This window comes from Aquabacterium sp. OR-4 (assembly GCF_025290835.2).
Taxonomy (GTDB): Bacteria; Pseudomonadota; Gammaproteobacteria; order Burkholderiales; family Burkholderiaceae_C; genus Pseudaquabacterium.
Genome location: NZ_JAOCQD020000004.1, coordinates 347,591 through 371,276, shown reverse-complemented (window position 1 = coordinate 371,276; position 23,686 = coordinate 347,591). Strand labels below are relative to the sequence as shown.

Sequence of the window (23,686 nt, the reverse complement as noted above, 5' to 3'; positions counted from 1 at the left end):
ACGGCTGTTGAAAGGCTGTTGAAAGGCAGCGGCCGCGCCCGGCCACGCCTGTCCGCCCGCTGTGCCGGCTTGCGACAGCGCGCGCCGCACTGCGGGTAAACAGCGGCGCGCGGCCCGGATGGCGGGTGCAATATCTGCGGCCCATCCCGCAGTCATCTCCGGAGGAACCATGGTGCAACGCAACAGCCAGGGCGCGTCGGCGCGGCCCGCCGAGGTCGATGTGGTGGTGGTCGGCGCCGGCTTTGCCGGCCTGTACCTGCTGCACAAACTGCGCGGCCTGGGTTTCTCGACCCGCGTGTTCGAGGCCGCCAGCGACGTGGGCGGCACCTGGTACTGGAACCGCTACCCCGGCGCGCGCTGCGACATCCCCACCACCGACTACAGCTTCGGCTTCGACCCCGCGCTGGAGCAGGCCTGGACCTGGTCAGAAAAGTACGCCACGCAGCCCGAGATCCTGCGCTATGCGCAGTTCGTGGCCAACTTCTACGACCTGCGCCGCGACATCGATTTCGACACCCGCGTCGAGGCCGCCCTGTGGGACGAAGGCGCCGGCCCGGCCGACGGCCGCTGGCACCTGCGCACCAGCCGCGACGAGCCGGTGCGCTGCCGCTTCTACATCATGGCCACCGGCTGCCTGTCGCAGCCCAAGGCGCCCGAGATCGCCGGCGCCGAGCGCTTTCAGGGCGCCAGCCACAGCACCAGCCGCTGGCCGCATGGCGGTGTCGACTTCACCGGCCAGCGTGTGGCCGTCATCGGCACCGGCTCGTCGGGCATCCAGTCGATCCCGCTGATCGCGCAGCAGGCCAGCCAGCTCACGGTGTTCCAGCGCACGCCCAACTTCTCGATCCCGGCCGGCAACGGGCCGGTGCGCGAGGAGCGTCTGGCGCCGCTGCGTGCCGACCGCGCCGCCTACCGCCAGGCGGCCCGATGGTCGCGTGCCGGCGTGCCGCTGGAGCCGCCGCAGGTCTATGGCCGCTACAGCCCGCCCGAGCTGCGCAGCCAGCGCTTCGAAGCGGCCTGGAACACCGGCGAGCTGATCCCGATCCTGAGCGTGTTTGCCGACCAGATCCTGTTTCCCGATGCCAACGAGGTGGTCTGCGAGAAGGTGCGCGAGAAGATCCGCGCGGTGGTCACCAACCCCGAGACCGCCGAGCGCCTGAGCCCGCGCGACCATGCCTTCGGCACCAAGCGGCCCTGCCTGGACACCGGCTACTACGCCACCTTCAACCAGCCGCATGTGCGCCTGGTGGATCTGCGCCAGACACCCATCGAGCGCATCACCGAAACCGGCATCGCGCTGCGCAGCGGCGAGGCGCTGGCCTTCGATGCCATCGTCTACGCCACCGGCTTCGACGCCATGACCGGCGCCCTGGTGGCGGTGGACATCACCGGTCGCAACGGCCTCACGCTGAAGGACAAGTGGGCGCATGGCCCCAGCACCTACCTGGGCCTGATGACCACCGGCTTTCCCAACTTCTTCACCATCACCGGGCCGGGCAGCCCGTCGGTGCTGTCGAACATGATGGTCTCGATCGAGCAGCACGTCGAATGGGTGAGCGACTGCCTGGCCGCGCTGCGCGCCCAGGGCCACACCCGCATCGAGCCCACCGAGGCGGCCGAGGCCGGCTGGGTGCAGCATGTCAACGACTGCGCCGGCATCACCCTCTACCCCAGCGCCAACAGCTGGTACATGGGCGCCAACGTGCCGGGCAAGCCGCGCGTCTTTCTGCCCTATGTGGGCGGTGTCGACACCTACCGCCGCGCCTGCGACGAGGTGGTGGCGCGCAACTACCTGGGCCTGCGCCGCAGTGGCCCGGCCGGAGAGCTGTGTGCCGATGGCCTGGTGCGCCGCCTGCAACCCGATGTGCAGATGGTGCTCGAGATGATGGCGGCGATGCAGCTGCCGACCTTCGATTCGCTGCCGGTCGAGGCCGCGCGCGGCATGCTGGCGCAGCTGTCGGCGGCCTCGCCACCCGGCCCGGCGGTGGCCGAGGAGGTGGACGGCACGCTGCCCGGCGCGGCCGGCCCGCTGGCTTACCGCCTGTACCGCCCGGCCACGCCCGGGCCGCACCCGGTGGTGGTGTACTTCCACGGCGGTGGCTGGGTGCTGGGCGACCAGGCCTCGGACGATCCGCTGTGCCGCGACCTGTGCCGCCGCTCGGGCGCGATGCTGGTCTCGGTGAACTACCGGCATGCGCCCGAGGCGCGCTTTCCGGCCGCGGCCGACGACGCACTGGCCGCCGTGCGCTGGCTGGGCGAGCATGCCGCGGCGCTGGGCGGCCGCCCCGGTCCGCTGGCCGTGGCCGGCTGGAGCGCCGGTGGCAACCTCGCCGCCGTCACCTGCCAGCGCGTGCGCGACGAGGGCGGCCCGGCCATCGCCGGCCAGCTGCTGCTGACCCCGGTGACCGACACCGACCTCACGCGCCCGTCGTACCAAGACAACGCCGAAGGCTATGTGCTCACCCGCACGCTGATGCACTGGTTCTTCGACCACTATGTCGACGCCGCCGACCGCGCCGATGCGCGTGTGGCGCCGCTGCGCGCACGCAGCCTGGCCGGGCTGCCGCCGGCGATGATCGTCACCGCCCAGTTCGACCCGCTGCGCGACGAGGGCCTGGCCTATGCCCAGGCGCTGGCCGCGGCCGGCGTGCCGGTGCGCAGCCTCAGCGCGCGCGGCCACACCCACACCTCGCTGGGCATGGTGGATGTGGTGGTGTCGGGCGAGCCGGTGCGCGCCGAGATGGCGGCCGCGCTGCGCGGCTTCTGGGCCTGAGCGTGCGGCCGCGGTGCTGCCGCCGCCCCGGGCGGCCGCACCGCGGCCGGGTCAGCGGTAGAAGGCCTCGACCGAGCCCTTGAGCTTGATCAGCAGCGGCCGGCCCTTGCGGTCCAGCGTCTTGCCCGAGGGCACCTTGATCCAGCCTTCGCTGATGCAGTACTCCTCCACGTCGCCGCGCTCCAGGCCGTTGAAGCGGATGCCGACATCGTGCTCGAACACCTCGCGCACAAAGTGCGGGCTGCGCGGATCGCCGGACAGGTGATCGGGCAGGGCGGGGCGCTCTGCGGCGCCGGGGGTGCTGGGGGTATCGCTCATGGTGGGGCGCGAGTTTAGCGGCGCAAGCGGCTCAGGGCATCAGCGCAAACCGGTCGCGGTTGGCCTTGGCGCATTCGCTGATCACGGTCAGCGTGCGCAGCACCCCCGCGTTGCCGATCACGAAGGGGTTGGCCATGGCCGGATTGGCACGCAGCGCGGCCAGGCGTTTCACCGTCAGGTCGTTGGCCGGATGGTTGGACAGCAGCACGTCGATCTGCTCGCGGCGCGCGATCTCGCGCATGCGGTCGGCAGCGGCGATGTAGGCGTCCAGGCGCGACAGGTCGCGGCCGAAGTTGAAGCTGGTGCCGCCCCACACCAGGGCCTTGTGCGTGCGCCCGCCGGCGCGCACCTCGAACACCGGCGAGATCGTGCCCAGCGTGTGGCCCGGCGTGACATGCAGCTGCACCGTGGTGTCGCCCTGGCGCAGCAGGTCGCCGTCGCGGGCCGCCAGGTCGCGCGCCGGGTTGCGCCGCGGCGGGGCCGGCCAGATCGGGCTGGCGAACTCCAGCTGGGTCTCGGTCATGGTCCAGTCGAGTGCACTCATCACCAGCCGCGGCGGCGTGGCGCCGGCCAGCGCGCGCAGGCGCTCGGCACCGCCGTAGTGGTCGCCATGGCCGTGGGTGACCAGCACCGTGCGGATGTCGGCCGGCGCCAGGCCCTGGCTGGCCAGGCCGGGCACGATCAGGCGCTCGACCTCGTCCACCGTGTTCAGCGCATCGATCAGCACCAGGCCATCGCTGGTTTTCAGCGCCCAGGCACTGACCCAGGCGCTGCCCACATAGATCAGGTTGTCAAAGGCGGCCCCGGGTGGCGGCGCCGGGCGGGCGATCAGGCCGGCCAGGTCGACGCTGCCGGCGTCGGGGCGCTTCAGCGGCGCCGGCTTGCACAGGTTCAGGTACTCGGGGTACTCGGTGCCGGCCGCCTGCTGTGCCGCGGCCAGGTGGGCCATCACCGTGGCCTCGCTGGCCGGCGGTGCCGCCGGCGGGGTGCTGCAGCCGGCCAGCGTGGCGCACAGCGCCGCCAGGCCCAGGGCCAGGTGGTTGGGGATGGGCATGCGGGTCTCCTGAGGTGTCTTGGGCGGGTGGGGCCAGCCGGCGTTCAGCCGAAACAGCGCGCGCCGAAGGCCAGGCGCTCCTGGCACTCGGCCACCATGCGCTCGATCAGCGCCTGGCAGGTGGGCACGTCGTCGATCAGGCCCACCACCTGGCCGGCCCACACCAGGCCGGCATCGAGCGCGCCGCTCTCGAGTGCGCCACGGCCGCGCGCGCCGGCCACCAGGTGGCGCAGGTCCTCGTACTGCGCGCCGCCAGGGCGCTGCTCGATGGCCACCACCTCGTCGGAGACGGCGTTCTTGAGCACCCGGCCGGTGTTGCGCAGCGTGCGCAGGATCAGCTGGGTCTGGCGCTCGCTGGCGCCGGCCAGGGCCTGCTTGATGCTGTCGTGGATCGGCGCCTCCACCGTGGCGCAAAAGCGCGTGCCCATGTTCACGCCCTCGGCACCCAGCACCAGCGCGGCGGCCATGCCGCGGCCGTCGGCAATGCCGCCCGAGGCGATCAGCGGGATCTTCACCACGCGCGCCGCGGCCGGGATCAGCACCAGGCCGCCCACATCGTCTTCGCCCGGGTGGCCGGCGCATTCGAAGCCGTCGATCGAGATCGCGTCGACGCCATCGCGCTCGGCCGACAGCGCGTGGCGCACCGAGGTGCACTTGTGCACGATGCGCACGCCGGCGGCCTTGGCCCGGGCGATGAAATCCTTGGGGCTGCGGCCGGCGGTCTCGAGGATCTTCACGCCGCTCTTGATCGTGACATCCAGGTACTCGGCATAGGGCGGCGGGCTGGCCGTGGGCAGGATGGTGAGGTTGACGCCGAAGGGCTGGTCGGTCAGGCGCCGCGTGCGCGCGATCTCGTCGCCCAGGGCCTCGGGCGTGGGCTGCGTCAGCGCGGTGACGATGCCCAGCCCGCCGGCGTTGGACACCGCGGCCGCCAGTTCGGCGCGGCCCACCCACTGCATGCCGCCTTGCACGATGGGGTAGCGGATACCCAACAGATCGGTGACGCGGTTTTTCATCGGGCGGTTCATGCGGTGTGGGTCCTGGTGGGGATGGGGGGCGGCTGGCGGGCCATTCTGGCCAGCGGCCCCGGCCGGCGATGTCACACGCGGGGCAGGGCAGCGCATGCCGGCGGCGACAATCGCGCCATGCCCCGCCTTCAATTCGCGTTCACCGAGCCGCCGGCCTTCAGCACCGGCATCCAGATCTATGTCAGCCATGTCAACCAGGGCGGCCACCTCGACCATGCCCAGCTGATGACCCTGGTGAGCGAGGCACGGGTGCGCTTCTTCCAGCACCTGGGCTACCGCGAGCGCACGGTGGAGGGCTGCAGCATCGTGGTGGCCGACATCGGTGCGCAGTACATGAGCGAGGGCTTTCATGGCGAGGTGATGCGCGTGGGCATCACGCCGGCCGATGTCAACAAGTACGGCCTCGACCTGCAGTTCCGCATGGACGACGACGCCACCGGCCGGCCGGTGGCGCGCGGCAAGATCGGCGTGGTGTTCATCGACCCCGACACGCACCGGCCCACGCCGGTGCCAGCGGCCTTTCTGGCCCGGCTGCCCCCGGGCTGAGCGGCAGCCCGCGGCATCCGCCGCGGCCCGCGGGTTGACCCGCAGCGCCGCTGTCGCCTGAGCGAAGCGCGCGCCGGCGGGCGCTGCGCAGAATCGGTCGCCTGCCCAGGCCACCGGAGACGCGCGCATGACCCCCCCTGCCAAGGCCGCCGACGCGGTGGCCACCGTGGTGGCGCCCGATGCCGCCTGGCTGGCGCGCCAGCCGGCCGAGCCCATCCTCGAGCCGGCGCTGGCCATCGTCGACCCGCACCACCACCTGTGGCAGCGGCGCGGCCACCGCTACCTGCTTGACGAGCTGCTGCAAGACACCGGCAGCGGCCACCGCGTGCTGGCCACGGTGTTTGTCGACTGCGTGGCCTTCTACCGCGCCGAGGGCCCGGCCGAGCTGCGGCCGGTGGGCGAGACCGAGTTTGCCAACGGCGTGGCGGCCATGGCGGCCAGCGGCCTGTACGGCGACACGCGGGTGTGCGCCGGCATCGTGGGCCATGCCAACCTGACACTGGGCGCCGCGGTGCGGCCGGTGCTCGAGGCGCATCTGCGCGCCGGCAACGGGCGCTTTCGCGGCATCCGCCATGCCGGTGGCTGGGACGCCAGCCCGCAGATCCTGGACAGCCACACCAGGCCGCCACCGGGCCTGTACGGCGAGGCGCGCTTTCGCGAGGGCTTCGCGCAGCTGGCGCCGCTGGGCCTGAGCTTCGAGGCCTGGCAATACCACCCGCAGCTGCCCGATGTGCTGGCGCTGGCGCGCGCCTTTCCGCAGACCCCCATCGTGCTCAACCACTGCGGCGGCCCGCTGGGCGTGGGGCCCTATGCCGGCCAGGCCGATGCGGTGTACGCCCAATGGCGGCGTGATCTGCTGGCGCTGGCCGCCTGCCCCAACGTGGTGGTCAAGCTGGGCGGGCTGGGCATGCGCATCACGCCCTTCGGCTTTGACCGCCGGCCCGCGCCGCCCAGCTCGCAGGAACTGGCCGAGGCCTGGAAGCCCTGGGTCGAGACCTGCATCGAAGCCTTCGGTGCCCGGCGCTGCATGTTCGAGAGCAACTTTCCGGTCGACCAGGTGAGCACCGGCTACGCGGTGCTGTGGAATGCCTTCAAGCGCCTGGTGGCCGGCGCTTCGTGTGACGAGAAGTACGCGCTGCTGGCCGGCACGGCGGCACGGGTGTACCGTCTCGACCTGCCATCCGCCTGAGGTGCCCGTGCCATGAAATCCGCCCTGTTCGCCGCCGTGCTGGCGCTGCTGTCTTGCGCCCAGGCCGGGGCCGCGGGGCCGGCCAACCTGGTCAGCAACGGCAGCTTCGAGGATGCGCCGGCGAGCCCCGGGCACTGGGTCATCGTCGAGGCCATCCCCGGCTGGCAGGGTGATCCTGAGGTGGTGGGCGGTCTGGCCGGCGGCATCGAGATCCAGAACCAGGGCTTCGAGAACATCCGCGCGCAAGACGGCGTCAACCTGGTCGAGCTGGACACCTACCGCAACAGCTGGATGACCCAGACCATCCAGGCCACCGGCTGGGTGAGGCTGAGCTTCTGGTACGCGGCGCGGGCCGGCTGGGGGGCGGGCACGCAAGACCTGGGCTTTGGCCTCGGCACGCTGTCGGGCAGCGTGCTGCAGGGCGTGGCCGGCGGCACCAGCGTGCAATGGCAGCACTATGTCGGCCTGGCCGATCTGGGCAGCAGCGGCAGCGCGGTGCTGCGCTTTGCGGCCCAGGGCCAGTCCGACATGGCCGGTGGCCTGCTCGACAACGTGTCGGTCACCGCGGTGCCCGAGCCGCAGGCCGCCGCCCTGTGGCTGGCCGGCCTGGGCCTGCTGGGCGCGCTGCGGCGCCGGCGGCGGCGCATCACTCGATCGTGACCTTGGCGGCCTTCACCAGGCGGGCGAACTTCTCGGTCTCGGCCCTCAGCTGCTGGGCCATCTGCTCGGCGCTGTGACCGATGGGTTCTGCGCCGATCTCGTCCATGCGCTTGCGGAACTCGGCTGACTGGATCACCTTCACCATCTCGGTGTTCAGCCGGGCCAGCACCTCCTTCGGGGTGGCCGCCGGCGCCAGCACACCGAACCAGGTGCCGATGTCAAAGCCCTTGAGCCCGGCCTCGTCCAGCGTGGGCACCTCGGGCAGCACCGCGGCACGCCGGGCGGTGGTGACGGCCAGCGCGCGCAGCTTGCCGGCGCGGATGTGCTGCAGCACCGGGGTCACGGTGTCGAAGGACAGGGTCACCTGGCCGCCCAGCAGGTCGGTGGCCAGCGGGCCGCTGCCCTTGTAGGGGATGTGGACCAGATCGGTGCCGGTGAGGTTCTCGAACTGCGTGCCGATCAGGTGCTGGGCCGTGCCGTTGCCGTTGCTGCCGTAGGTGTGAGCCCCGGGCCTGGCCTTGAGCAGCGCCACCAGCTCGGCCACGCTGCGGGCCGGCGTGGCCGCGTTGACCACCAGCACATTGGGCACCAGGGCGATGGTGGTGATCGGCGCCAGGTCCTTCTGAAAGTCGTAGGGCAGTTTCTTGTACACGCTCGAGGCGATGGTGTGATGCACCGCGCCCACCAGCAGCGTGTAGCCATCGGGCCGGGCCTTGGCCACATGGTCGGCACCCAGCGTGGCGCCGGCGCCGGGCTTGCTCTCCACGATCACCGTCTGGCCCAGCGCGGGCGTCAACTTCTCGGCCAGCGCGCGGGCCAGCACATCGGTGGTGCCGCCGGCCGGAAAGGGCACCACCAGCGTGATCGGCTTGGCGGGCCAGGCCTGGGCGCCGGCCAGGCCGGGCCAGGCGGCTGCGGCCAGGCCAGCCGCCAGGGCGGCGCCCAGGGCCATGGCATGGCGGCGGCGGGCAAGGGGGCTGGGGCGGCTGCAGAAGCCGAGGGGGCTGCGCATGGGCAAGGGGCTGCGCAAGAGCAAGGGGCTGCGCAAGAGCAAGGGGCTGCGCAAGAGCAAGGGGCTGCGCAAGAGCAAGGGGCTGCGCAAGGGCAGGGGGGTGTGCATCGTTGTCTCCGTCGTGTTGTGCGGGGTTGGCGCGGCCGGCCCGGGGCGGGGGCCGTGGCCGCGCGGCCTGGCGGGCGGCTGCCTCAGCGGATGAAGCTCAGCTGCTCGCTGATGCGCGCCAGGATCGGCCGCTTCTTCTCGTTGAAGCGGTCCTTGTTCTGCTGGATCAGGTTGTTGCCGTGGGTGTCGATGCTGATGATCAGCGGCCCGAACTCGCGCACGCGGTTGATCCACAGCGTCTCGGGCATGCCCAGGTCCTGCCACTCGGCGCCCTCGATCTCTTCCACCTGGGTGGCGGCCAGCACCGCGCAGCCGCCAGGAAAGATGGCGTGCACGGCCTTGTGCGCCTGGCAGGCGGCCGCGGTCTCGGCGCCCATGCCGCCCTTGCCGACGATCAGCTTCACGCCGGTCTGGCGGATGAACTCGCGCTCGAACTTCTCCATGCGCATGCTGGTGGTCGGGCCGATCGACACCATCTCGAAGCGGCCATCGTCCTTTTGCCGCACGATCGGCCCGGCATGAAAGATCGCGCCGCCGTCCAGGTCGACCGGCAGCGCGCGGCCTTGCTCGATCAGCCGGCGGTGGGCCACGTCGCGGCAGGTGACCAGGCGGCCGGTGAGCCACACCACGTCGCCCACCTTCAGGCCGGCCAGGTCCTCGTCGCGGATCGGGGTCTGCAGGACGATTTTCTTCGGGGCGGGGGCGTTCACAGCACCACACCTTCGTGCGAGAGCACGTCAAACGACAGGTCGGCGTTGATGCGGATCTTGCCGCGCCGGTGGGCCCAGCAGCCGGTGTTGACGGCCACGCCGATGGTCGACGGGTGGCGCGCCGATGACTCGATGTTCACGCCCATCACGCTGGCGTTGCCGGTCAGGCCCTGCGGGCCGATGCCGACCTCGTTGAGGCCCTGCTCCAGCAGCTGCTCCATCAGTGCGGCGCGCGGGTTGCCGCTCTTCGAATCCACCGGCCGCAGGATGGCCAGCTTGGACAGGCGTGCCGCCGTCTCCACCGAGGTCGAGACGCCCACGCCCACCAGCAGCGGTGGGCAGGCATTGACCCCGCGTTCGGTGATCACGTCCATCACGAACTCGGCCACGCCCTCGTAGCCCTGGCCGGGCATCAGCACCTTGGCCGCGCCGGGCAGGGTGCAGCCGCCGCCGGCCATGTAGACATCGATGGTGCAGCTGCTGCTGTCGGGCACGATGCGCCAGTCCAGCCAGGGGATCTGCGTGCCGGTGTTGGTGCCGGTGTTCTTTTCGTCGAAGGTCTCCACCGCGTTGTGGCGCAAGGGGCCCAGGTGGGTGGCACCTTGGAGCGCATCGCGGAGGATCTGCTCCAGCTCGCCCAGCAGCGCAAAGCCGGCGCCGGCCTCGATGAAGTACTGGATCACGCCGGTGTCCTGGCAGCTCGGGCGGTCGAGCCGATCGGCGGCCTCCTGGTTGCCGTGCATCGAGTCGTAGACCGAGCGGGCCAGCGGATTGGTCTCGAGTGTGCGCAGTTCGGCCAGCTTGGCCGTCACATCGCGCGGCAGGCGCTTGCCGATGTAGGCGGTGAACTTGGCCATCGTGTCGGTCAGCGACTCGACGGCGGCTTGCTTGTCCATGAGGGTCTCCTGGCGCCCTGTGCGGGGATTGGCTGGGCGCGAGACGCAGCTTAGGCAAGTAACATACGTTGATGAATCGACGTTTTTTTAATTCATAGTTGCGCCCAATTTACGAATGCCGGAGTGACCGATGAGTGCCGACCATGCCCTGGCCTTTTTCTGTCTGCTGGTCAAGCAGGGCAGCCTGGCCGCCACCGCGCGCGAGCTGAACCTCACGCCGCCCGCCGTCTCGCGCCGCCTGGCGCTGCTGGAAGAGCGCCTGGGCGTGCGCCTGCTCAACCGCACCACGCGGCGCATCAGCCTCACGGGCGAGGGCGAGGTGTACTTCAACCATGCGCAGCGCATCCTGGGCGACATCGCCGAGATGGAGCGCCTGGTGTCGAGCAGCCGCGCCGCGCCGCGCGGCCTGCTGCGGGTGAACGCGCCGCTGGGCTTTGGCCGCTCGTACATCGGGCCGGCCATCGCGGCCTTCGGCAAGGCCTTTCCCGATGTGGATGTGCAGCTGCACCTCACCGACCGGCCGGTGGCCCTGCCCGACGAGGCCATCGATGTCGCGATCCACTTCGGCGAGGTGCCCGACTCGCGCCTGATCGCGCGCCGCATCGCGGTCAACCGGCGCCTGCTGGTGGCCTCGCCGGCCTATCTGCGCCAGGCCGGCGAGCCCGGGCACCCGCACGACCTTGGCCAGCACCAGTGCATCGTGCTGCGCCAGAACAGCGGCGCCTACGGCCACTGGCGCCTGAGCCGCGGCGAGCGCGCCGAGACCATCAAGGTGCATGGTCGGCTGAGCACCAACGACGGCGAGGTGGGCCTGCACTGGGCCCTTGAAGGCCACGGCATCCTGATGCGTGCCGAATGGGATGTGGCCAAGTACCTGCGCAGCGGCCGCCTGCGCCAGGTGCTGGCCGACTACGAGACCCCCCCGGCCGACATCCACGCGGTGTTCAGCGAGCGCCTGAACCTCTCGGCCAAGGTGAGCTGCTTCGTCGACCACCTGCGCAGCTACCTGGGCCAGCACGCCGACGGCCCGCGGCCAGGCCTGCTGTCGAACTGGTGAGCCCGCGCCGGCCGGCCGGCCACCGCGTGCCGGGCCTGGAGCGGGCTGTCTACCCGGCAGGCAGCGGGCGGCGGCGGCAGACCGCACAATCGCGCCCGCATTCGACCCACCTGGCCAACCCATGAGTGTTCATCCGTCCTCATCCCTTCGCACCACCGAGGCCGCAGCGCAGCGCCCGGCCGTCACGCTGCACCGGCTGCGCGAGCAGGTGGCGCGCGGCGAGCCGCTGGCCATGCTGACCTGCTACGACGCGACCTATGCCGCGCTGCTGGACGCTGTGGGCGTCGACCTGCTGCTGGTGGGCGATTCGCTGGGCAACGTGATCCAGGGCCAGAGCGGCACGCAGTCGGTCACGCTGGAGCAGATGGCGTACCACACGGCCTGCGTGGCGCGCGGCCGGCGCAGCGCCTTCGTGCTGGCCGATCTGCCCTTTGGCTGCTACGAGGCCTCGCCACAGCAGGCCTTCGAGTCGGCCGCGGTGCTGATGCGCGCCGGCGCGCAGATGGTCAAGCTCGAAGGTGGCGGCGAGATGGCGGCCACGGTGCGCTTTCTGGTCGAGCGCGGCATTCCGGTGTGCGCGCACCTGGGGCTCACGCCGCAGCGCGTGCACGCGCTGGGCGGCTTTCGCGTGCAGGGGCGTGACGATGCGGCGGCCGCCGCGCTGCGCGCCGATGCCGCGGCCATGGCCGAAGCCGGCGCCGCGATGCTGGTGCTGGAGCTGGTGCCCACCGCGCTGGCCACCGCGATCACGCAGGCCCACCCGGCCATGGCCACCATCGGCATCGGCGCCGGCCCGCACACGGCCGGCCAGGTGCTGGTGCTGCACGACCTGCTGGGCCTGACGTCCGATGTGAGCGGCGCCGGCGCGCGGCGCCCGCGCTTCGTGCGCGACTTCAGCCGCGAGGCGGCCGATGGCAGCGCCTGCGCCACGCTGAGCCCCGGCCAGGCCGTGGCCGCCTATGTGGCCGATGTGCGCGCGCGGCGCTTCCCCGACGCGCAGCGCCACGGCTTCTGACCCTCCCCATCCCCGCAACACGGCGTTGAACCCGATGCAGATCATCCACACCATTGCCGAGCTGCGCGCCGCGCTGGCCGGCCAGCATGGCACCACCTGCGTGCCCACCATGGGCAACCTGCACGAGGGCCATCTGGCCCTGGTGCGCCAGGCCGCCGCGCTGGGCGGGCCGGTGGTGGCCACCATCTTCGTCAACCGCCTGCAGTTCCTGCCGCACGAGGATTTCGACCGCTACCCGCGCACGCTGGCCCGCGACGCCGAACTGCTGCGTGGCGCCGGCTGTGACATCGTGTTCGCGCCCGACGAGGCCGAGCTCTACCCCGAGCCGCAGGCCTACAAGGTGGCACCGCCGGCGGCGCTGGCCGACATCCTGGAAGGCGAGTTCCGCCCCGGCTTCTTCACCGGCGTGTGCACGGTGGTGCTCAAGCTGCTGCAGATCGTGCAGCCGGCGCAGGCGGTGTTCGGCCGCAAGGATTACCAGCAGCTCAAGGTGCTGGAGGGCATGGCGCGGCAGCTGGCCCTGCCCACGCGGGTGGTGGCCGGCGACACCGTGCGCGCCGCCGACGGCCTGGCGCTAAGCTCGCGCAATGGCTACCTGGGCGAGGCCGAGCGTGCCGAGGCCCCGGCGCTGGCCCACGCACTGGCCACGCTGGCCGCCGCCGCGCGCGATGGCAGCCAGCCACTGCCCGCGCTGGAAGCCGAGGCCTGCGCGGCACTGCGCGCGCGCGGCTGGGCGCCCGACTACCTGAGCGTGCGCCGCCGCAGCGACCTGCTGCCCCCCGGCGACGATGAGCGCCGCGCCGGCGCCCCGCTGGTGGCCCTGGCCGCGGCACGGCTGGGCGCCACGCGCCTGATCGACAACCTCGAGTTCTGAGCGGCCCTAGCCGAACGCCAGCTGCGCCCGGGCGGCCTCGGCGTGCACCCAGGCCAGAAAGGCCTCCACCGCCGGCCGCTTGCCGTGGCGCGCCGGGTAGACGGCGAAGTGCGCCTTCACGCCCAGGCTCTTGTCCAGGCCGAACACCGGCCTGAGCTTGCCCTCGCGGATGTGGCCGGCGGCCAGCATCGCGCTTTCCAGCGCCACGCCCAGGCCCTGGATGGCGGCCTCCATGGCCATCTGCGCGCGGTCAAAGCGCAGCGACAGGCGCTCGGGCGGGCGCTTGTCGCTGTAGGCCTGGAACCAGTCGCTCCACTGCACCACGTTGACGTTGCTCTGGATCAGCGGCACGTCCAGCAGCTGGTCGATGCGGCGCAGCCGGTGCGTGCGCAGGAAGGCCGGGCTGGCCAGCGGCACGATGCGTTCCTCGAACAGCGGCTCCACCACCAGGTCGGGCCAGTTGGGCACGCCGTAGCGGATGTCCAGGTCCACCGTGCCCTGGGTGAAGTCGCTGTGCACGTGGGCCGCTGAGAGGTTCAGCGCAATGCCCGGATTGGCCTGGGCAAAGGCGGCCAGGCGCGGCATCAGCCACAGCGTGGCAATGCTGGGCGAGCAGTGCACGTACAGGCTGTTGGCCACGCCCTGGCGCAGGTCGTCGCTGGCGCTGGCAATGGCCTGCAGCGCGCCGGCAATGCGCGCCAGGTACTGCTCGCCCGCAGCGGTCAGGCGCACGCCATGCGCGCTGCGCTCGAGCAGGCGCACACCCAGCTGCGACTCGAGCCGCGCCACCTGGTGGCTGATGGCCGAGGCCGTGACATGCAGTTCGGCCGCGGCCAGCGCAAAGCTGCGCCGGCGCGCCACGGCCTCGAAGGCCTGCAGATTCACCATCGGGGGCAGGTGCGACATGGGGCCAACCCGGCAGTCAGATGACGATCCGTCATCTTAGTCTGAAGAAACTTCGCTTGCCGTCAACCAAGCCGCTGGCCACCATCGCGTCCCATCACTGATCCACCGGATGGAGACATTGCAGATGCTGCTCAATGACAAGGTTGCCGTGATCACCGGCGGTGCCGGCCGCAACGGCCTGGGTTTTGCCACCGCCAGGATGATGGCGGCGCAGGGCGCGCGCGTGGCCATCGTCGATCTGGCGCAGGCCGGGCCCGCGGCCGCCGCGGCCGAGCTGGGCGCCGGCCACCTGGGGGTGGTGGCCGATGTCACCGACAAGGCCGCCTGCGAGGCCGCCGCCGCCGCGGTGCTGCAGGCGCTGGGCCGCATCGACATCCTGTTCAACAACGCCGGCATCACCCAGCCGCGCAAGACGCTGGACATCACGCCGGCCGACTACGAGGCGGTGATGGACGTCAGCCTGCGCGGCATGCTGTACATGTCGCAGGCGGTGATCCCGGCCATGCGCGCGCAGAAGTCGGGCGCGATCGTCAACACCTCGTCGGTGTCGGCGCAGCGCGGTGGCGGCATCCTGGGCGGGCCGCACTACTCGGCGGCCAAGGCCGGCATGCTGGGCCTGGGCCGGGCGATGGCGCGCGAGTTCGGCATCGACGGCATCCGCGTCAACGCGGTCACGCCGGGCCTGATCGCCACCGACATCAACAAGGGCCTGATCCCCGATGACCGCATGAAGGGCATCCTGGAGCAGATCCCGCTGAACCGCATCGGCGTGCCCGACGACGTGGCCGGCTGCGTGGTGTTTCTGGCCAGCGACCTGGCCAAGTACCTCACCGGCGTGACGCTCGACGTCAACGGCGGCATGTTGATCCACTGAGGCCGCGGCCCAGCCCCCATCACAAGAAGGAGACAAGACCATGCAACGCAAGACCTTTGCCGCCACGCTGATGGCGCTGGCGGCCACCGCCGCCCTGCCGCTGGCCGCCCAGGCCCAGGCCGTGAAGCTGACCCTGGGCCACGGCGCCGCGCCGGGCAACCCGCGCCACGAGGCCTCGCTGAAGCTGGCCGAGCTGGTGAAGGCCAAGACCGCCGGGCGCATCGAGGTCACCGTGGCGCCATCGGCCCAGCTTGGCGACGACGCGGCCATGGTCACCGCGCTGCGCACCGGTGCGATCGACCTGTCGGCCAACTCGCAGGGCGCGGTGTCCACCGTGGTGCCCGAGTACGCGGCCTTCGGCATGCCCTTCCTGTTTGCCAACCTGCCGCAGGCCTGGAAGCTGCTGGACGGCGCGCTGGGCCAGGAGCTGGCCGCCAAGAGCGCCGACAAGGGCCTGGTGGTGCTGGGCTACTGGGACAACGGCATCCGCCACATGTCCAACAGCAAGAAGCCCATCCTCAAGCCCGAGGACATGAAGGGCCTGAAGATGCGCACCCCGCCCGACGCGGTGACCGTGGACATCATGCAGAGCCTGGGCGCCGATGCGCAGCAGATCAAGTTTGCCGAGCTGTACGTGGCGCTGCAGCAGGGCGTGGTGGACGGGCAGGAGAACCCGCTGATGAACATCCACGCCAGCAAGCTCTACGAGGTCAACAAGTTCATCTCGCTGACCGGCCACAAGTACGAGATGACGCCCTTGCTGATGAGCAAGCGCAGCTGGGACAAGCTGCCCGAGGCCGACCGCAAGGCCCTGCAGGAAGCCGCCACCGAGGCCACCGCGCTGCAGCGCAAGCTCTCGCAGGAGGCCGACGACCGGCTGGTGGCCGACCTCAAGGCCAAGGGCGTGCGTGTGGACATCGCCGACAAGGCGGCCTTCGAGAAGGCCACCGCGGCGGTGGACGACAAGTGGATGGCCAGCCCGATCGGCCCATACGTGAAGAAGGTCATCGCCGGTGCCCGCGGCCGCTGAGCCGCGGAATCACGGCGTTAGTCAGGTTCGCCCCGAGCGCCTGTTCGTCACGCCCTCACGTTTGCCCCACCGCCACGCTGTTGCCAGGAGCCGCGCATGCACACCCCCAACCCCGGGCCGCTGGACCGCGCCATCAACGCCACGTGCCGCGCGGTGCTGTGGCTGGCCACCACGGTGATCTTCCTCATCCTGGTGGCCAACACCGCGCTGCGCTACATCACCGGCAGCAGCCTGCAATGGGCCAACGAGGTGCCCGAGCTGCTGTTCCCGTGGCTGGTGATGGCCGGCGTGGTGATCGCCGCGCAGCAGGGCGCGCACATCGCCACCACCTTTCTGATGGAGGCGCTGCCGGCCGGCCTGGTGCGCGGCGTGTCCACCGTGGCCTGGTGCGTGGTGGCGCTGCTGTACGGCACCCTGGTGGCCGCCACCTGGCGCATGCTGGCCATCGTGCACGACGAGAAGAGCCCGATCCTGCAGGTGCCCGGCTCGGTGACCTATGCCTGCGTGATGACCGGCATGGCCCTGCTGGCCCTGCTGGCGCTGCAGTCGGCCTGGCGTGTGTGGCGCCCCGCGCCGCAGCCCGCCGCTGCCGAATCCGGTGCCGGGGTGCCGGCACCGGTGCCCACCGCCCATTGGTGACACCGGCCCCCTTGCCGAGCCATCGCCCGGAGTACCCCGCATGAGTGCGCTGATCCTGTTCGTCTTCATGGGTGCGGCCGTGGTGGCCATGCCCATCGCCCACGCGCTGCTGGTGGCCGCCATGGCCGCCGCGGCCAGCTCCGACAAGGTGCCGCTCGATCTGCTGGTGCAGCAGATGGTGGCCCAGGTGCAGAGCTTTCCGCTGATCGCCATCCCGTTTTTCATGCTCACCGGCACGCTGATGATGGGCGGCCGCCTGGGCGAGGCGCTGGTGGGCGTGCTGTCCACGCTGCTGGGCCGCTTTCATGGCGGGCCGGCGCAGGTGGGCGTGCTGTCGTCCACGCTGTTCGGCGGCGTGTCGGGCTCGGCGGTGGCCGATGCCTCGGCCATCGGCTCGCTGCTGATCCCCTGGCACAAGCGCCTGGGCTATCCGCCGGCGTTCTCGGCGGCCACGCTGGCCGCGGCGGCCACCATCGACATCCTGATCCCGCCGTCGATCCCGATGATCCTGTTTGCGCTGAGCTCCAACGCCTCGATCGCCTCGCTGTTCGTGGCCGGCGTGCTGCCGGGCCTGCTGATGTGCGGCGGATTCATGGCCGCCTGCTGGTGGGTGGGGCGGCGGCGCAACTTTCCGCGCGTGACCACGCCCTTTGACGGCGCGGCCTTTCGCCGCCACCTGGCCTATGCCTCGCCGGCGGTGGTGCTGCCGGTGCTGATCATCATCTTCCTGCGCTTCGGCATTGCCACGCCCACCGAGGTGGCCGTGCTGTCCACGCTGTATGCCGGCCTGGTGAGCGCGCTGATCTACCGCGACCTGGGCTGGCAGCGCCTGAACGCCGCCATCGTGCAGGCCGGCCTGGCCACCGGCGTGGTGCTGCTGGTGATCATGGCCTCGGCGGCCATCGGCTGGCTGCTCACCTTCGACCAGATGCCCCAGGGCGTGGCCCAGTGGGTGCAGAACAACGTGCAGGCCAAGTGGCTGGTGATCCTGCTGATGAACCTGCTGATGCTGTTTCTGGGCATGTTCATCGACCTGCCGGCGGCCGTGCTGCTGCTCACGCCGGTGTTCGTGCCGCTGGCCAATGCCATCGGCATGGACATGACCCAGCTGGGCATCATGATGGTCGTCAACCTGGCCATCGGCCTGTACACGCCGCCGGTGGGCACCACGCTGTTCATCACCAGCGCCCTGGCCCGCGTCAAGGTGGGCCAGACGGTACGCGAGCTGGGCCCCTTCTACCTGGTGGCCTTTGGCGTGCTGCTGCTGGTGTCCTACGTGCCGGCCAGCATCCTGCGCTGACGCTTTCCCTCCAACTTCCGGAACTGAACGCCATGAGTTCGACATTGCAGGGCCTGGCCCAGGTGGCCCACCGCATCCGGCGTTATGCCGTGCGCATGGGCGAGGTGCAGGGCCAGGGCTACGTGGGCCAGGCGCTGGGCTGGGCCGACGTGCTGGCCGTGGCCTACGGCCATGCCCTGGCGCTGAAGCCCGACAACCCGCAGTGGGAGGGCCGCGACCGCTTTCTGCTCTCGCACGGCCACTACGCCATTGCCCACTACGCGGCGCTGATCGAGGCCGGCGTGATCCCGCACAGCGAACTCGAGACCTACGGCAGCGACGACAGCCGCCTGCCGATGAGCGGCATGGCCAGCTACACGCCGGGCATGGAGATCTCGGGCGGCTCGCTGGGCCAGGGCCTGGTGATTGGCGTGGGCATGGCGCTGGGCCTGCGGCACAAGGGCAACCCGGCCTTCGTCTACAACAGCATGAGCGACGGCGAGCTGGACGAGGGCTCGACCTGGGAGGCCGCGATGGCCGCCGCCCACCACCGGCTGGGCAACCTGATCTGCCTGATCGACATCAACAACCAGCAGGCCGACGGCCCCAGCAGCCAGGTGCTGGGCTTCGAGCCGCTGGCCGACAAGTGGCAGGCCTTCGGCTGGCATGTGCAGCGCGTGGACGGCAACAACCTGGCCGCGGTGCTGCAGGCCTTCGACACCGCCCGCACGCTGGCCGAGGCCAAGCCGCGGGTGATCCTGTTCGACACGCTGATGGGCAAGGGCGTGCCCTTTCTCGAGCAGCGCGAGAAGAACCACTTCATCCGCGTTGATCCGCCCGAGTGGCAGCAGGCCCTCGAACACCTGGACGCCACGGCGCCGTCAGGCGCCGCGACAACCGCTCGACCGCAAGGAGCCGCCGCATGAACGCGCCCGCCGTCAACGCGAACACCGCGCCCAAGAAGAAGCTCACCACCTCGGCCATGATCGCCAGCATCGCCAGCGAAGGCCAGCGCACCGTGGCCGCGCCCTTCGGCAAGGCCCTGGTCGCGTACGCCGCCGACCGGCCCGAGGTGGTGGGTCTGAGTGCCGACCTGGCCAAGTACACCGACCTGCACCTGTTTGCCCAGGCCTACCCCGAGCGCTTTCACCAGATGGGCATGGCCGAGCAGCTGCTGATGGGCGCGGCCGGCGGCATGGCCAAGGAAGGGCTCACACCCTTTGCCACCACCTACGCGGTGTTTGGAACCCGGCGCGCCTACGACTTCATCCACCAGGTGATCGCCGAGGAGAACCTCAACGTCAAGATCTGCTGCGCATTGCCGGGCCTGACCACCGGCTACGGCCCCAGCCACCAGGCCACCGAAGACCTGGCGATGATGCGCGGCATCCCCGGCCTGACCATCGTCGACCCGTGTGATGCGCTGGACATCGCCCAGGCCGTGCCGCAGATCGCCGCGCACAAGGGCCCGGTGTACATGCGCCTGCTGCGCGGCCAGGTGCCGCTGGTGCTTGACGAGATCGAGGGTGGCATCGACAACTACAGCTTCGAGCTGGGCAAGGCCAAGCTGCTGCGCGAGGGCAACGAGGTGCTGGTGATCAGCAGCGGCATCCTGACCATGCGCGCGCTGGAGGTGGCGCAGGATCTGGCGAAAGACCACATCGGCGTGGCCGTGCTGCACTGCCCCACGATCAAGCCGCTGGACGAGGCCGCCATCTGCGAGGCCGTGCGCTACAAGCACCGCCTGGTGGTGGTGGCCGAGAACCACTCGGTGGTGGGCGGCCTGGGCGAGGCCGTGGCCAGCGCGCTGCTGCGCCACCGCGTGCAGCCGGCGGGCTTTCAGCTGGCCGGCCTGCCCGACGCCTTTCTGGACGCCGGCGCCTTGCCCACGTTGCATGATCGCTACGGCATCAGCCGCGAGGTGCTGGGCCAGCGCATCAAGGGATGGCTGGGCTGATGGCTACGCAAGTCCAAGCGGGCCGAGCGCCGGGCCGCTCCCAAGCCGGCCCGCATCCCCTCGGGGGATCGGCCGATGTACCCATCGGACGAGGGGCAGACATGCTCGCAAACGCGATTCGCTTTCTGGCCATCGATGCCATCGTGCGCGCCGGTGAGGGCCACCAAGGCGTGCCGCTGGGCATGGCCGAGATCGCCACCGCGCTGTACACCCGGCATCTGAGGTACGACGCGGCCGACCCCACCTGGCCCGACCGCGACCGCGTGGTGCTGTCCAACGGCCATGGCTCGATGCTGCTGTATGCGCTGCTGCACCTGATGGGCGTGGCGCGCATGGGCCTCGACCAGGTGCAGACCTTCCGCGACTTCGGCTCGCGCTGCGAGGGCCACCCCGAGCGCGACATCGCCTCGGGCATCGAGGTCACCACCGGCCCGCTGGGCCAGGGCATTGCCAATGCCATGGGCATGGCCGTGGCCGAGGCCTGGCTGAATGCGCGTTATGGCGACGCCATCTGCCACCACCACACCTATGCCTTCGTGGGCGACGGCTGCCTGCAGGAGGGCATCGGCCAGGAGATGATCTCGCTGGCCGGCCACCTGCGCCTGAGTCGCCTGATCCTGCTGTGGGACGACAACCAGATCACCGACGACGGCAGCACCACGCTGTCGATCAGCGAGGACGTGGCCGCGCGCTGCCGCGTGGCCGGCTGGCATGTGCTGGAGGTGGACGGGCATGACCTGGAGGCCGTGTCTGCGGCCATCGCCGAGGCCAAGGCCGATGCGCGCCCCTCGCTGCTGGCCTGCCGCACCACCATCGCCAAGGGCATCGCGCGGCTGCAGGGCCAGCGCGGCGGCCACAGTGCCAGGCTGTTCCCCGAAGACGCCCAGGCCGCGCGCGAGCTGCTGGGCTGGCCGTACCCGGCCTTCCACATCCCGCCCGAGGTGCTGATGCCCTGGCGCGAGGCCGGGGCCCGCCACGCGGGCGAACGCGCAGCCTGGCAGCAGCGCGTGGCGGCGCTGCCGGCCCCGCAGCGCCACGAGTTCGAGCGCCTGCTCGCCGGGGCCTTGCCCGAGGGCTGGCGCGAGGCCCTGCTGCGCTACAAGCGCGAGGCGCCGGCGCGCGAGCCGCTGGCCAGCGGCATCTTCATCTCGGGCGAGATCGGCGATGCGCTGTCCGACCTGATGCCCGAGCGCCTGGTGGCCTGCGCCGACCTGGAGGCACCCACCAACCACAAGCGCCGCCTGGCCGCCTTCACGCCCGACGACCGGCGCGGCGCCTACATCCACTGCGGCGTGCGCGAGCACCTGATGGGCGCCATGGCCAACGGCCTGGCGGCGCATGGCGGTGTGCTGCCGCTGGCGGTGACCTACCTGGCCTTCAGCGACTACGAGCGCCCGGCCATGCGCATGGCCGCGCTGATGGGCCTGCCGGTCAAGTTCGTGTTCAGCCACGACTCCATCGGCATCGGCAAGAACGGCCCCACGCACCAGCCGGTGGAGATCCTGGCCTCGCTGCGCGCCATGCCCAACATGCTGGTGCTGCGGCCGGCCGACGCGGTGGAGGCCGCCGAGTGCTGGGAGATCGCGCTGGACCAGACCGCCACGCCGGCCACGCTGGTGTTTGCGCGCCAGGCCCTGCCCCATGTGCGGGCCCCGCTGCGCGGGCCTGCCGAGGCCAACCTCAGCGCCCGCGGCGCCTATGTGCTGCGCGAGGCCGATCCCCTGGCCGATGGCGGCGAGCGCCAGGTCACGCTGCTGGCCACCGGCAGCGAAGTGCTGCTGGCGCTGCAGGCGCGTGAACGCCTGCAGGCCCGCGGCGTGGCCACGGCGGTGGTGTCGATGCCCAGCTGGGAGCTGTTCGAGGCCCAGGACGCCCACTACCGCGCCAGCGTGCTGGGCCCGGCCGGCGGCGTGCGCGTGGGCTGCGAGGCCGCGGTGCGCATGGGCTGGGACCGCTGGCTGGGCGAGCGCGGCGCCTTCGTGGGCATGCGCGGCTTCGGCGCCTCAGGCCCGGCCGATGTGCTGTACCGGCACTTCGGCATCACGGCCGAGGCGATCGAGGCCCAGGCCCTGCGCCTGCTGCAGGCCGGCCCGGCCTGAGCCACCCACCGGCCCCTGCACCGCGGCACTCCTGCACCCCGCACCCCGCACCCCGCACCCCGCACCCCGCACCCCGGGCGCTGCACCCGCAGCGGCCGGCCTGCCGCCGCCTAAACTGGGCGCAGGCGGTGATCCATGACTCTTCTTCGATGCCTGTTGGCCGTTCTTCTGCTCACGGCCGGCGGGCCGGCGCTGCACGCGGCGCCAGCCGATGAGCTGGCCGATCTGGCGCAGGCCCTGGGCGATGCCGATCCCTACCGGCGCGGCGCGGCGGCCGTGGCCCTGGGCCGCATCGGTGCCGCGGCCGTGCCGGCCCTGACCCGCAGCCTGGGCAGCGACCAGGCCGAGCGGCGCGGCGCGGCCGCCATCGCGCTGGGCCGCATGGGCGCGCCGGCGCAGGCGGCCTTGCCCGAGCTGGTGGGCCTGTTGTCAGACAGCAGTGCCTTGGTGCGCCAGGTGGCGGCCCGCACGCTGGGTGGCCTGGCCGGCCTGGACGGCGTGGCCCAGGCCGCCCTTCAGCCCCTGACCCGCTGCCTGAGCGACCACGACGAGGCCGTGCGCCGCAGCGCCACCTGGGCCCTGGAGCGGCTGGCACCCGGGCAGCGCGCCCAGCAGCTGCAGCATCACAGGCTGGTGGCCACGCTCGATGCGCTGCTGCCGGCACTGCTGGTGCAGCACCAGGTGCCCGGGGCGGCCGTGGCGCTGATCCGCGATCGGCGGCTGGTCTGGTCTGGCGGCTATGGCCGGCGCAGCGCGGCTGCGGGCGAGGCGGTGACGCCCGACACCGTGTTCGAGGCCGCGTCGATGAGCAAGCCCGTCATGGCCATGCTGGCCATGCAGCTGGTCGACCGCGGGCAGCTGGATCTCGACCGGCCGGTGGTGGCCTATGGCCCCGAGCTGCTGGTGCCCGATCAGCCCGAGAAGCAGCGGGTGACGGCGCGCATGCTGCTGGCGCACACCTCGGGCTACCCCAACTGGCGCTCGGGCGGCGAAGAGATCGAAGGCCCGCTGCCGCTGCTGTTTCAGCCCGGCGCGAAGTTTGGCTATTCGGGCGAGGGCAGCTTCTACCTGCAGCGGCGCATCGAGTGGATCAGCGGCTTGCCGCTCGAGCGCCTGGCGCACCAGCGTTTGTTCGGGCCGCTGGGCCTGCAGCACAGCGACTTTGGCTGGACACCGCAGATCGGTGCCCGGCAGGCCACCGGGCATGGTGACGACGGCAGGCCGCGGCCGCCATCGCGCTACCTGCACCCCAACGCCGCCTACACCCTGTACACCACGGTGGACGACTACGCCCGCCTGCTGGTGGAGGTGATGAAGGCCGCGCAGGGTGAACCGGCCCTGCTGTCACAGGCGGCGGCGCAGGAGATGCTGCGGCCCCAGGTGGTGGTGGAGGCCCGCGAGCCGATCGAGCGCCCCGGCGCCGCCCAGGGCCAGGCGGTGTACTGGGGCCTGGGCTGGGCCCTCAACCGCACGGCGCAGGGCGACATCGCCCACCACAGCGGTGCCAACAGCACCGGCTTTCGCAGCTTCTCGCAGTTTTCGCCCAGCCGCGGCAGCGGCCTGGTCATCCTCACCAACGGTGCCCAGGGCGATGAGCTGTGGAAGCGCCTGGTGGCGGCCATCGGCGACCTGTAAGCGCCTGCTGAGCGCACGGTTTCGCGC

23 protein-coding genes are annotated in these 23,686 nt (G+C 71.5%); 16 read left to right on the top strand and 7 right to left on the bottom strand.

Going from position 1 to position 23,686, the window contains the following annotated elements:
• Window positions 1–169: 169 nt before the first annotated feature.
• On the top strand, window positions 170–2,773 hold the full coding sequence (locus N4G63_RS27040) for an alpha/beta hydrolase fold domain-containing protein (protein WP_314600423.1): 2,604 nt from the start codon (window positions 170–172) through the stop codon (window positions 2,771–2,773).
• Between the two features lie 51 nt (window positions 2,774–2,824).
• On the opposite strand, the gene N4G63_RS27035 is transcribed toward N4G63_RS27040, so the two are convergent.
• From N4G63_RS27035 to N4G63_RS27025, 3 genes are read right to left on the bottom strand one after another with little or no spacing between them, the layout of a single operon-like run.
• Window positions 2,825–3,091: a DUF3297 family protein gene (locus N4G63_RS27035; protein ID WP_314600422.1), complete on the bottom strand. Its 267-nt coding sequence runs from the start codon at window positions 3,089–3,091 to the stop codon at window positions 2,825–2,827.
• A gap of 31 nt (window positions 3,092–3,122) precedes the next feature.
• Window positions 3,123–4,145, bottom strand: coding sequence for an MBL fold metallo-hydrolase (locus N4G63_RS27030; RefSeq protein ID WP_314600421.1), 1,023 nt, complete (start codon window positions 4,143–4,145; stop codon window positions 3,123–3,125).
• 44 nt (window positions 4,146–4,189) lie between these two features.
• On the bottom strand, window positions 4,190–5,161 hold the full coding sequence (locus N4G63_RS27025) for an NAD(P)H-dependent flavin oxidoreductase (RefSeq protein WP_314600803.1): 972 nt from the start codon (window positions 5,159–5,161) through the stop codon (window positions 4,190–4,192).
• A gap of 129 nt (window positions 5,162–5,290) precedes the next feature.
• Here N4G63_RS27025 and N4G63_RS27020 point away from each other — a divergent pair, with 129 nt between their 5' ends.
• From N4G63_RS27020 to N4G63_RS27010, 3 genes are all read left to right on the top strand, one after another.
• The gene (locus tag N4G63_RS27020; protein WP_314600420.1) at window positions 5,291–5,719 is read left to right on the top strand and encodes an acyl-CoA thioesterase; all 429 of its coding nucleotides are present in this window, start codon (window positions 5,291–5,293) and stop codon (window positions 5,717–5,719) included.
• A 127-nt stretch (window positions 5,720–5,846) separates the two neighbouring features.
• Window positions 5,847–6,908 (top strand): amidohydrolase family protein, encoded by a 1,062-nt coding sequence (locus N4G63_RS27015; protein WP_314600419.1) that lies wholly within the window; start codon window positions 5,847–5,849, stop codon window positions 6,906–6,908.
• 12 nt (window positions 6,909–6,920) lie between these two features.
• Entirely contained in the window at window positions 6,921–7,568 is a 648-nt protein-coding gene (locus N4G63_RS27010; RefSeq protein WP_314600418.1) for a PEP-CTERM sorting domain-containing protein, read from the top strand.
• Here N4G63_RS27010 and N4G63_RS27005 read toward each other — a convergent pair.
• Window positions 7,555–8,580 carry a tripartite tricarboxylate transporter substrate binding protein gene (locus N4G63_RS27005; RefSeq protein ID WP_443112107.1) on the bottom strand — a complete coding sequence of 342 codons (1,026 nt, stop codon included), beginning with the start codon at window positions 8,578–8,580 and terminating at the stop codon, window positions 7,555–7,557. The genes N4G63_RS27010 and N4G63_RS27005 overlap by 14 nt on opposite strands.
• Here N4G63_RS27005 and N4G63_RS27000 point away from each other — a divergent pair.
• Window positions 8,579–8,782 (top strand): hypothetical protein, encoded by a 204-nt coding sequence (locus N4G63_RS27000; protein ID WP_314600417.1) that lies wholly within the window; start codon window positions 8,579–8,581, stop codon window positions 8,780–8,782. The genes N4G63_RS27005 and N4G63_RS27000 overlap by 2 nt on opposite strands.
• Here the strand turns inward: N4G63_RS27000 and ttdB are convergent.
• Both ttdB and ttdA read right to left on the bottom strand, forming a co-directional pair.
• Window positions 8,772–9,398 (bottom strand): L(+)-tartrate dehydratase subunit beta, encoded by a 627-nt coding sequence (gene ttdB, locus N4G63_RS26995; RefSeq protein WP_443112106.1) that lies wholly within the window; start codon window positions 9,396–9,398, stop codon window positions 8,772–8,774. The two genes, N4G63_RS27000 and ttdB, sit on opposite strands and share 11 nt — an antisense overlap.
• Window positions 9,395–10,294 (bottom strand): L(+)-tartrate dehydratase subunit alpha, encoded by a 900-nt coding sequence (ttdA, locus tag N4G63_RS26990; RefSeq protein ID WP_314600416.1) that lies wholly within the window; start codon window positions 10,292–10,294, stop codon window positions 9,395–9,397. The genes ttdB and ttdA overlap by 4 nt, the downstream gene beginning before the upstream one ends.
• Before the next feature lie 130 nt (window positions 10,295–10,424).
• Here ttdA and N4G63_RS26985 point away from each other — a divergent pair, with 130 nt between their 5' ends.
• The 3 genes from N4G63_RS26985 to panC all read left to right on the top strand — a co-directional run bounded on the left by N4G63_RS26985 (window position 10,425) and on the right by panC (window position 13,240).
• A complete protein-coding gene (locus N4G63_RS26985) occupies window positions 10,425–11,351 on the top strand; it encodes a LysR family transcriptional regulator (RefSeq protein WP_260790909.1) in 927 nt (308 codons plus the stop codon).
• Between the two features lie 121 nt (window positions 11,352–11,472).
• Window positions 11,473–12,366, top strand: coding sequence for a 3-methyl-2-oxobutanoate hydroxymethyltransferase (gene panB / locus N4G63_RS26980; protein ID WP_260790907.1), 894 nt, complete (start codon window positions 11,473–11,475; stop codon window positions 12,364–12,366).
• A gap of 34 nt (window positions 12,367–12,400) precedes the next feature.
• Entirely contained in the window at window positions 12,401–13,240 is an 840-nt protein-coding gene (panC, locus tag N4G63_RS26975) for a pantoate--beta-alanine ligase (protein ID WP_260790905.1), read from the top strand.
• A gap of 6 nt (window positions 13,241–13,246) precedes the next feature.
• On the opposite strand, the gene N4G63_RS26970 is transcribed toward panC, so the two are convergent.
• Window positions 13,247–14,146, bottom strand: coding sequence for a LysR substrate-binding domain-containing protein (locus tag N4G63_RS26970; protein WP_314600415.1), 900 nt, complete (start codon window positions 14,144–14,146; stop codon window positions 13,247–13,249).
• Between the two features lie 124 nt (window positions 14,147–14,270).
• Between N4G63_RS26970 and N4G63_RS26965 the strand changes: the two genes are divergently transcribed.
• The 8 genes from N4G63_RS26965 to N4G63_RS26930 all read left to right on the top strand — a co-directional run bounded on the left by N4G63_RS26965 (window position 14,271) and on the right by N4G63_RS26930 (window position 23,659).
• A complete protein-coding gene (locus N4G63_RS26965; protein WP_260790893.1) occupies window positions 14,271–15,020 on the top strand; it encodes an SDR family NAD(P)-dependent oxidoreductase in 750 nt (249 codons plus the stop codon).
• A gap of 40 nt (window positions 15,021–15,060) precedes the next feature.
• Complete coding sequence (locus N4G63_RS26960) at window positions 15,061–16,050, top strand: TRAP transporter substrate-binding protein (RefSeq protein WP_443112105.1); 990 nt, start codon at window positions 15,061–15,063, stop codon at window positions 16,048–16,050.
• A 96-nt stretch (window positions 16,051–16,146) separates the two neighbouring features.
• Window positions 16,147–16,689, top strand: a complete 543-nt coding sequence (locus N4G63_RS26955; RefSeq protein ID WP_314600414.1) for a TRAP transporter small permease — start codon at window positions 16,147–16,149, stop codon at window positions 16,687–16,689.
• A 40-nt stretch (window positions 16,690–16,729) separates the two neighbouring features.
• Window positions 16,730–17,989 (top strand): TRAP transporter large permease, encoded by a 1,260-nt coding sequence (locus N4G63_RS26950; RefSeq protein WP_260790889.1) that lies wholly within the window; start codon window positions 16,730–16,732, stop codon window positions 17,987–17,989.
• 32 nt (window positions 17,990–18,021) lie between these two features.
• The gene (locus N4G63_RS26945) at window positions 18,022–18,894 is read left to right on the top strand and encodes a transketolase (protein ID WP_260790887.1); all 873 of its coding nucleotides are present in this window, start codon (window positions 18,022–18,024) and stop codon (window positions 18,892–18,894) included.
• The gene (locus tag N4G63_RS26940; protein ID WP_260790885.1) at window positions 18,891–19,925 is read left to right on the top strand and encodes a transketolase family protein; all 1,035 of its coding nucleotides are present in this window, start codon (window positions 18,891–18,893) and stop codon (window positions 19,923–19,925) included. Before N4G63_RS26945 ends, N4G63_RS26940 begins: the two co-directional genes overlap by 4 nt.
• A 101-nt stretch (window positions 19,926–20,026) precedes the next feature.
• Window positions 20,027–22,024, top strand: a complete 1,998-nt coding sequence (locus N4G63_RS26935) for a transketolase family protein (RefSeq protein WP_314600413.1) — start codon at window positions 20,027–20,029, stop codon at window positions 22,022–22,024.
• Between the two features lie 156 nt (window positions 22,025–22,180).
• Window positions 22,181–23,659, top strand: a complete 1,479-nt coding sequence (locus tag N4G63_RS26930; protein ID WP_260790881.1) for a serine hydrolase — start codon at window positions 22,181–22,183, stop codon at window positions 23,657–23,659.
• The last annotated feature ends 27 nt before the right edge of the window (window positions 23,660–23,686 follow it).

Excerpts from the sequence above, each read along its gene's own strand:
- N4G63_RS27040 (WP_314600423.1), top strand. The coding sequence starts at position 170 with ATGGTGCAACGCAACAGCCAGGGCGCGTCGGCGCGGCCCGCCGAGGTC.
- ttdA (WP_314600416.1), bottom strand. The coding sequence starts at position 10,294 with ATGGACAAGCAAGCCGCCGTCGAGTCGCTGACCGACACGATGGCCAAG.
- N4G63_RS26955 (WP_314600414.1), top strand. The coding sequence starts at position 16,147 with ATGCACACCCCCAACCCCGGGCCGCTGGACCGCGCCATCAACGCCACG.
- panC (WP_260790905.1), top strand. The coding sequence starts at position 12,401 with ATGCAGATCATCCACACCATTGCCGAGCTGCGCGCCGCGCTGGCCGGC.
- N4G63_RS26985 (WP_260790909.1), top strand. The coding sequence starts at position 10,425 with ATGAGTGCCGACCATGCCCTGGCCTTTTTCTGTCTGCTGGTCAAGCAG.
- N4G63_RS26940 (WP_260790885.1), top strand. The coding sequence starts at position 18,891 with ATGAACGCGCCCGCCGTCAACGCGAACACCGCGCCCAAGAAGAAGCTC.
- N4G63_RS26960 (WP_443112105.1), top strand. The coding sequence starts at position 15,061 with ATGCAACGCAAGACCTTTGCCGCCACGCTGATGGCGCTGGCGGCCACC.
- panB (WP_260790907.1), top strand. The coding sequence starts at position 11,473 with ATGAGTGTTCATCCGTCCTCATCCCTTCGCACCACCGAGGCCGCAGCG.
- N4G63_RS26945 (WP_260790887.1), top strand. The coding sequence starts at position 18,022 with ATGAGTTCGACATTGCAGGGCCTGGCCCAGGTGGCCCACCGCATCCGG.
- N4G63_RS27035 (WP_314600422.1), bottom strand. The coding sequence starts at position 3,091 with ATGAGCGATACCCCCAGCACCCCCGGCGCCGCAGAGCGCCCCGCCCTG.
- N4G63_RS26965 (WP_260790893.1), top strand. The coding sequence starts at position 14,271 with ATGCTGCTCAATGACAAGGTTGCCGTGATCACCGGCGGTGCCGGCCGC.
- N4G63_RS26970 (WP_314600415.1), bottom strand. The coding sequence starts at position 14,146 with ATGTCGCACCTGCCCCCGATGGTGAATCTGCAGGCCTTCGAGGCCGTG.
- N4G63_RS27000 (WP_314600417.1), top strand. The coding sequence starts at position 8,579 with ATGGGCAAGGGGCTGCGCAAGAGCAAGGGGCTGCGCAAGAGCAAGGGG.
- N4G63_RS27010 (WP_314600418.1), top strand. The coding sequence starts at position 6,921 with ATGAAATCCGCCCTGTTCGCCGCCGTGCTGGCGCTGCTGTCTTGCGCC.
- N4G63_RS27030 (WP_314600421.1), bottom strand. The coding sequence starts at position 4,145 with ATGCCCATCCCCAACCACCTGGCCCTGGGCCTGGCGGCGCTGTGCGCC.
- N4G63_RS27015 (WP_314600419.1), top strand. The coding sequence starts at position 5,847 with ATGACCCCCCCTGCCAAGGCCGCCGACGCGGTGGCCACCGTGGTGGCG.
- N4G63_RS26950 (WP_260790889.1), top strand. The coding sequence starts at position 16,730 with ATGAGTGCGCTGATCCTGTTCGTCTTCATGGGTGCGGCCGTGGTGGCC.
- N4G63_RS26935 (WP_314600413.1), top strand. The coding sequence starts at position 20,027 with ATGCTCGCAAACGCGATTCGCTTTCTGGCCATCGATGCCATCGTGCGC.
- N4G63_RS27005 (WP_443112107.1), bottom strand. The coding sequence starts at position 8,580 with ATGCGCAGCCCCCTCGGCTTCTGCAGCCGCCCCAGCCCCCTTGCCCGC.
- N4G63_RS27025 (WP_314600803.1), bottom strand. The coding sequence starts at position 5,161 with ATGAAAAACCGCGTCACCGATCTGTTGGGTATCCGCTACCCCATCGTG.
- N4G63_RS27020 (WP_314600420.1), top strand. The coding sequence starts at position 5,291 with ATGCCCCGCCTTCAATTCGCGTTCACCGAGCCGCCGGCCTTCAGCACC.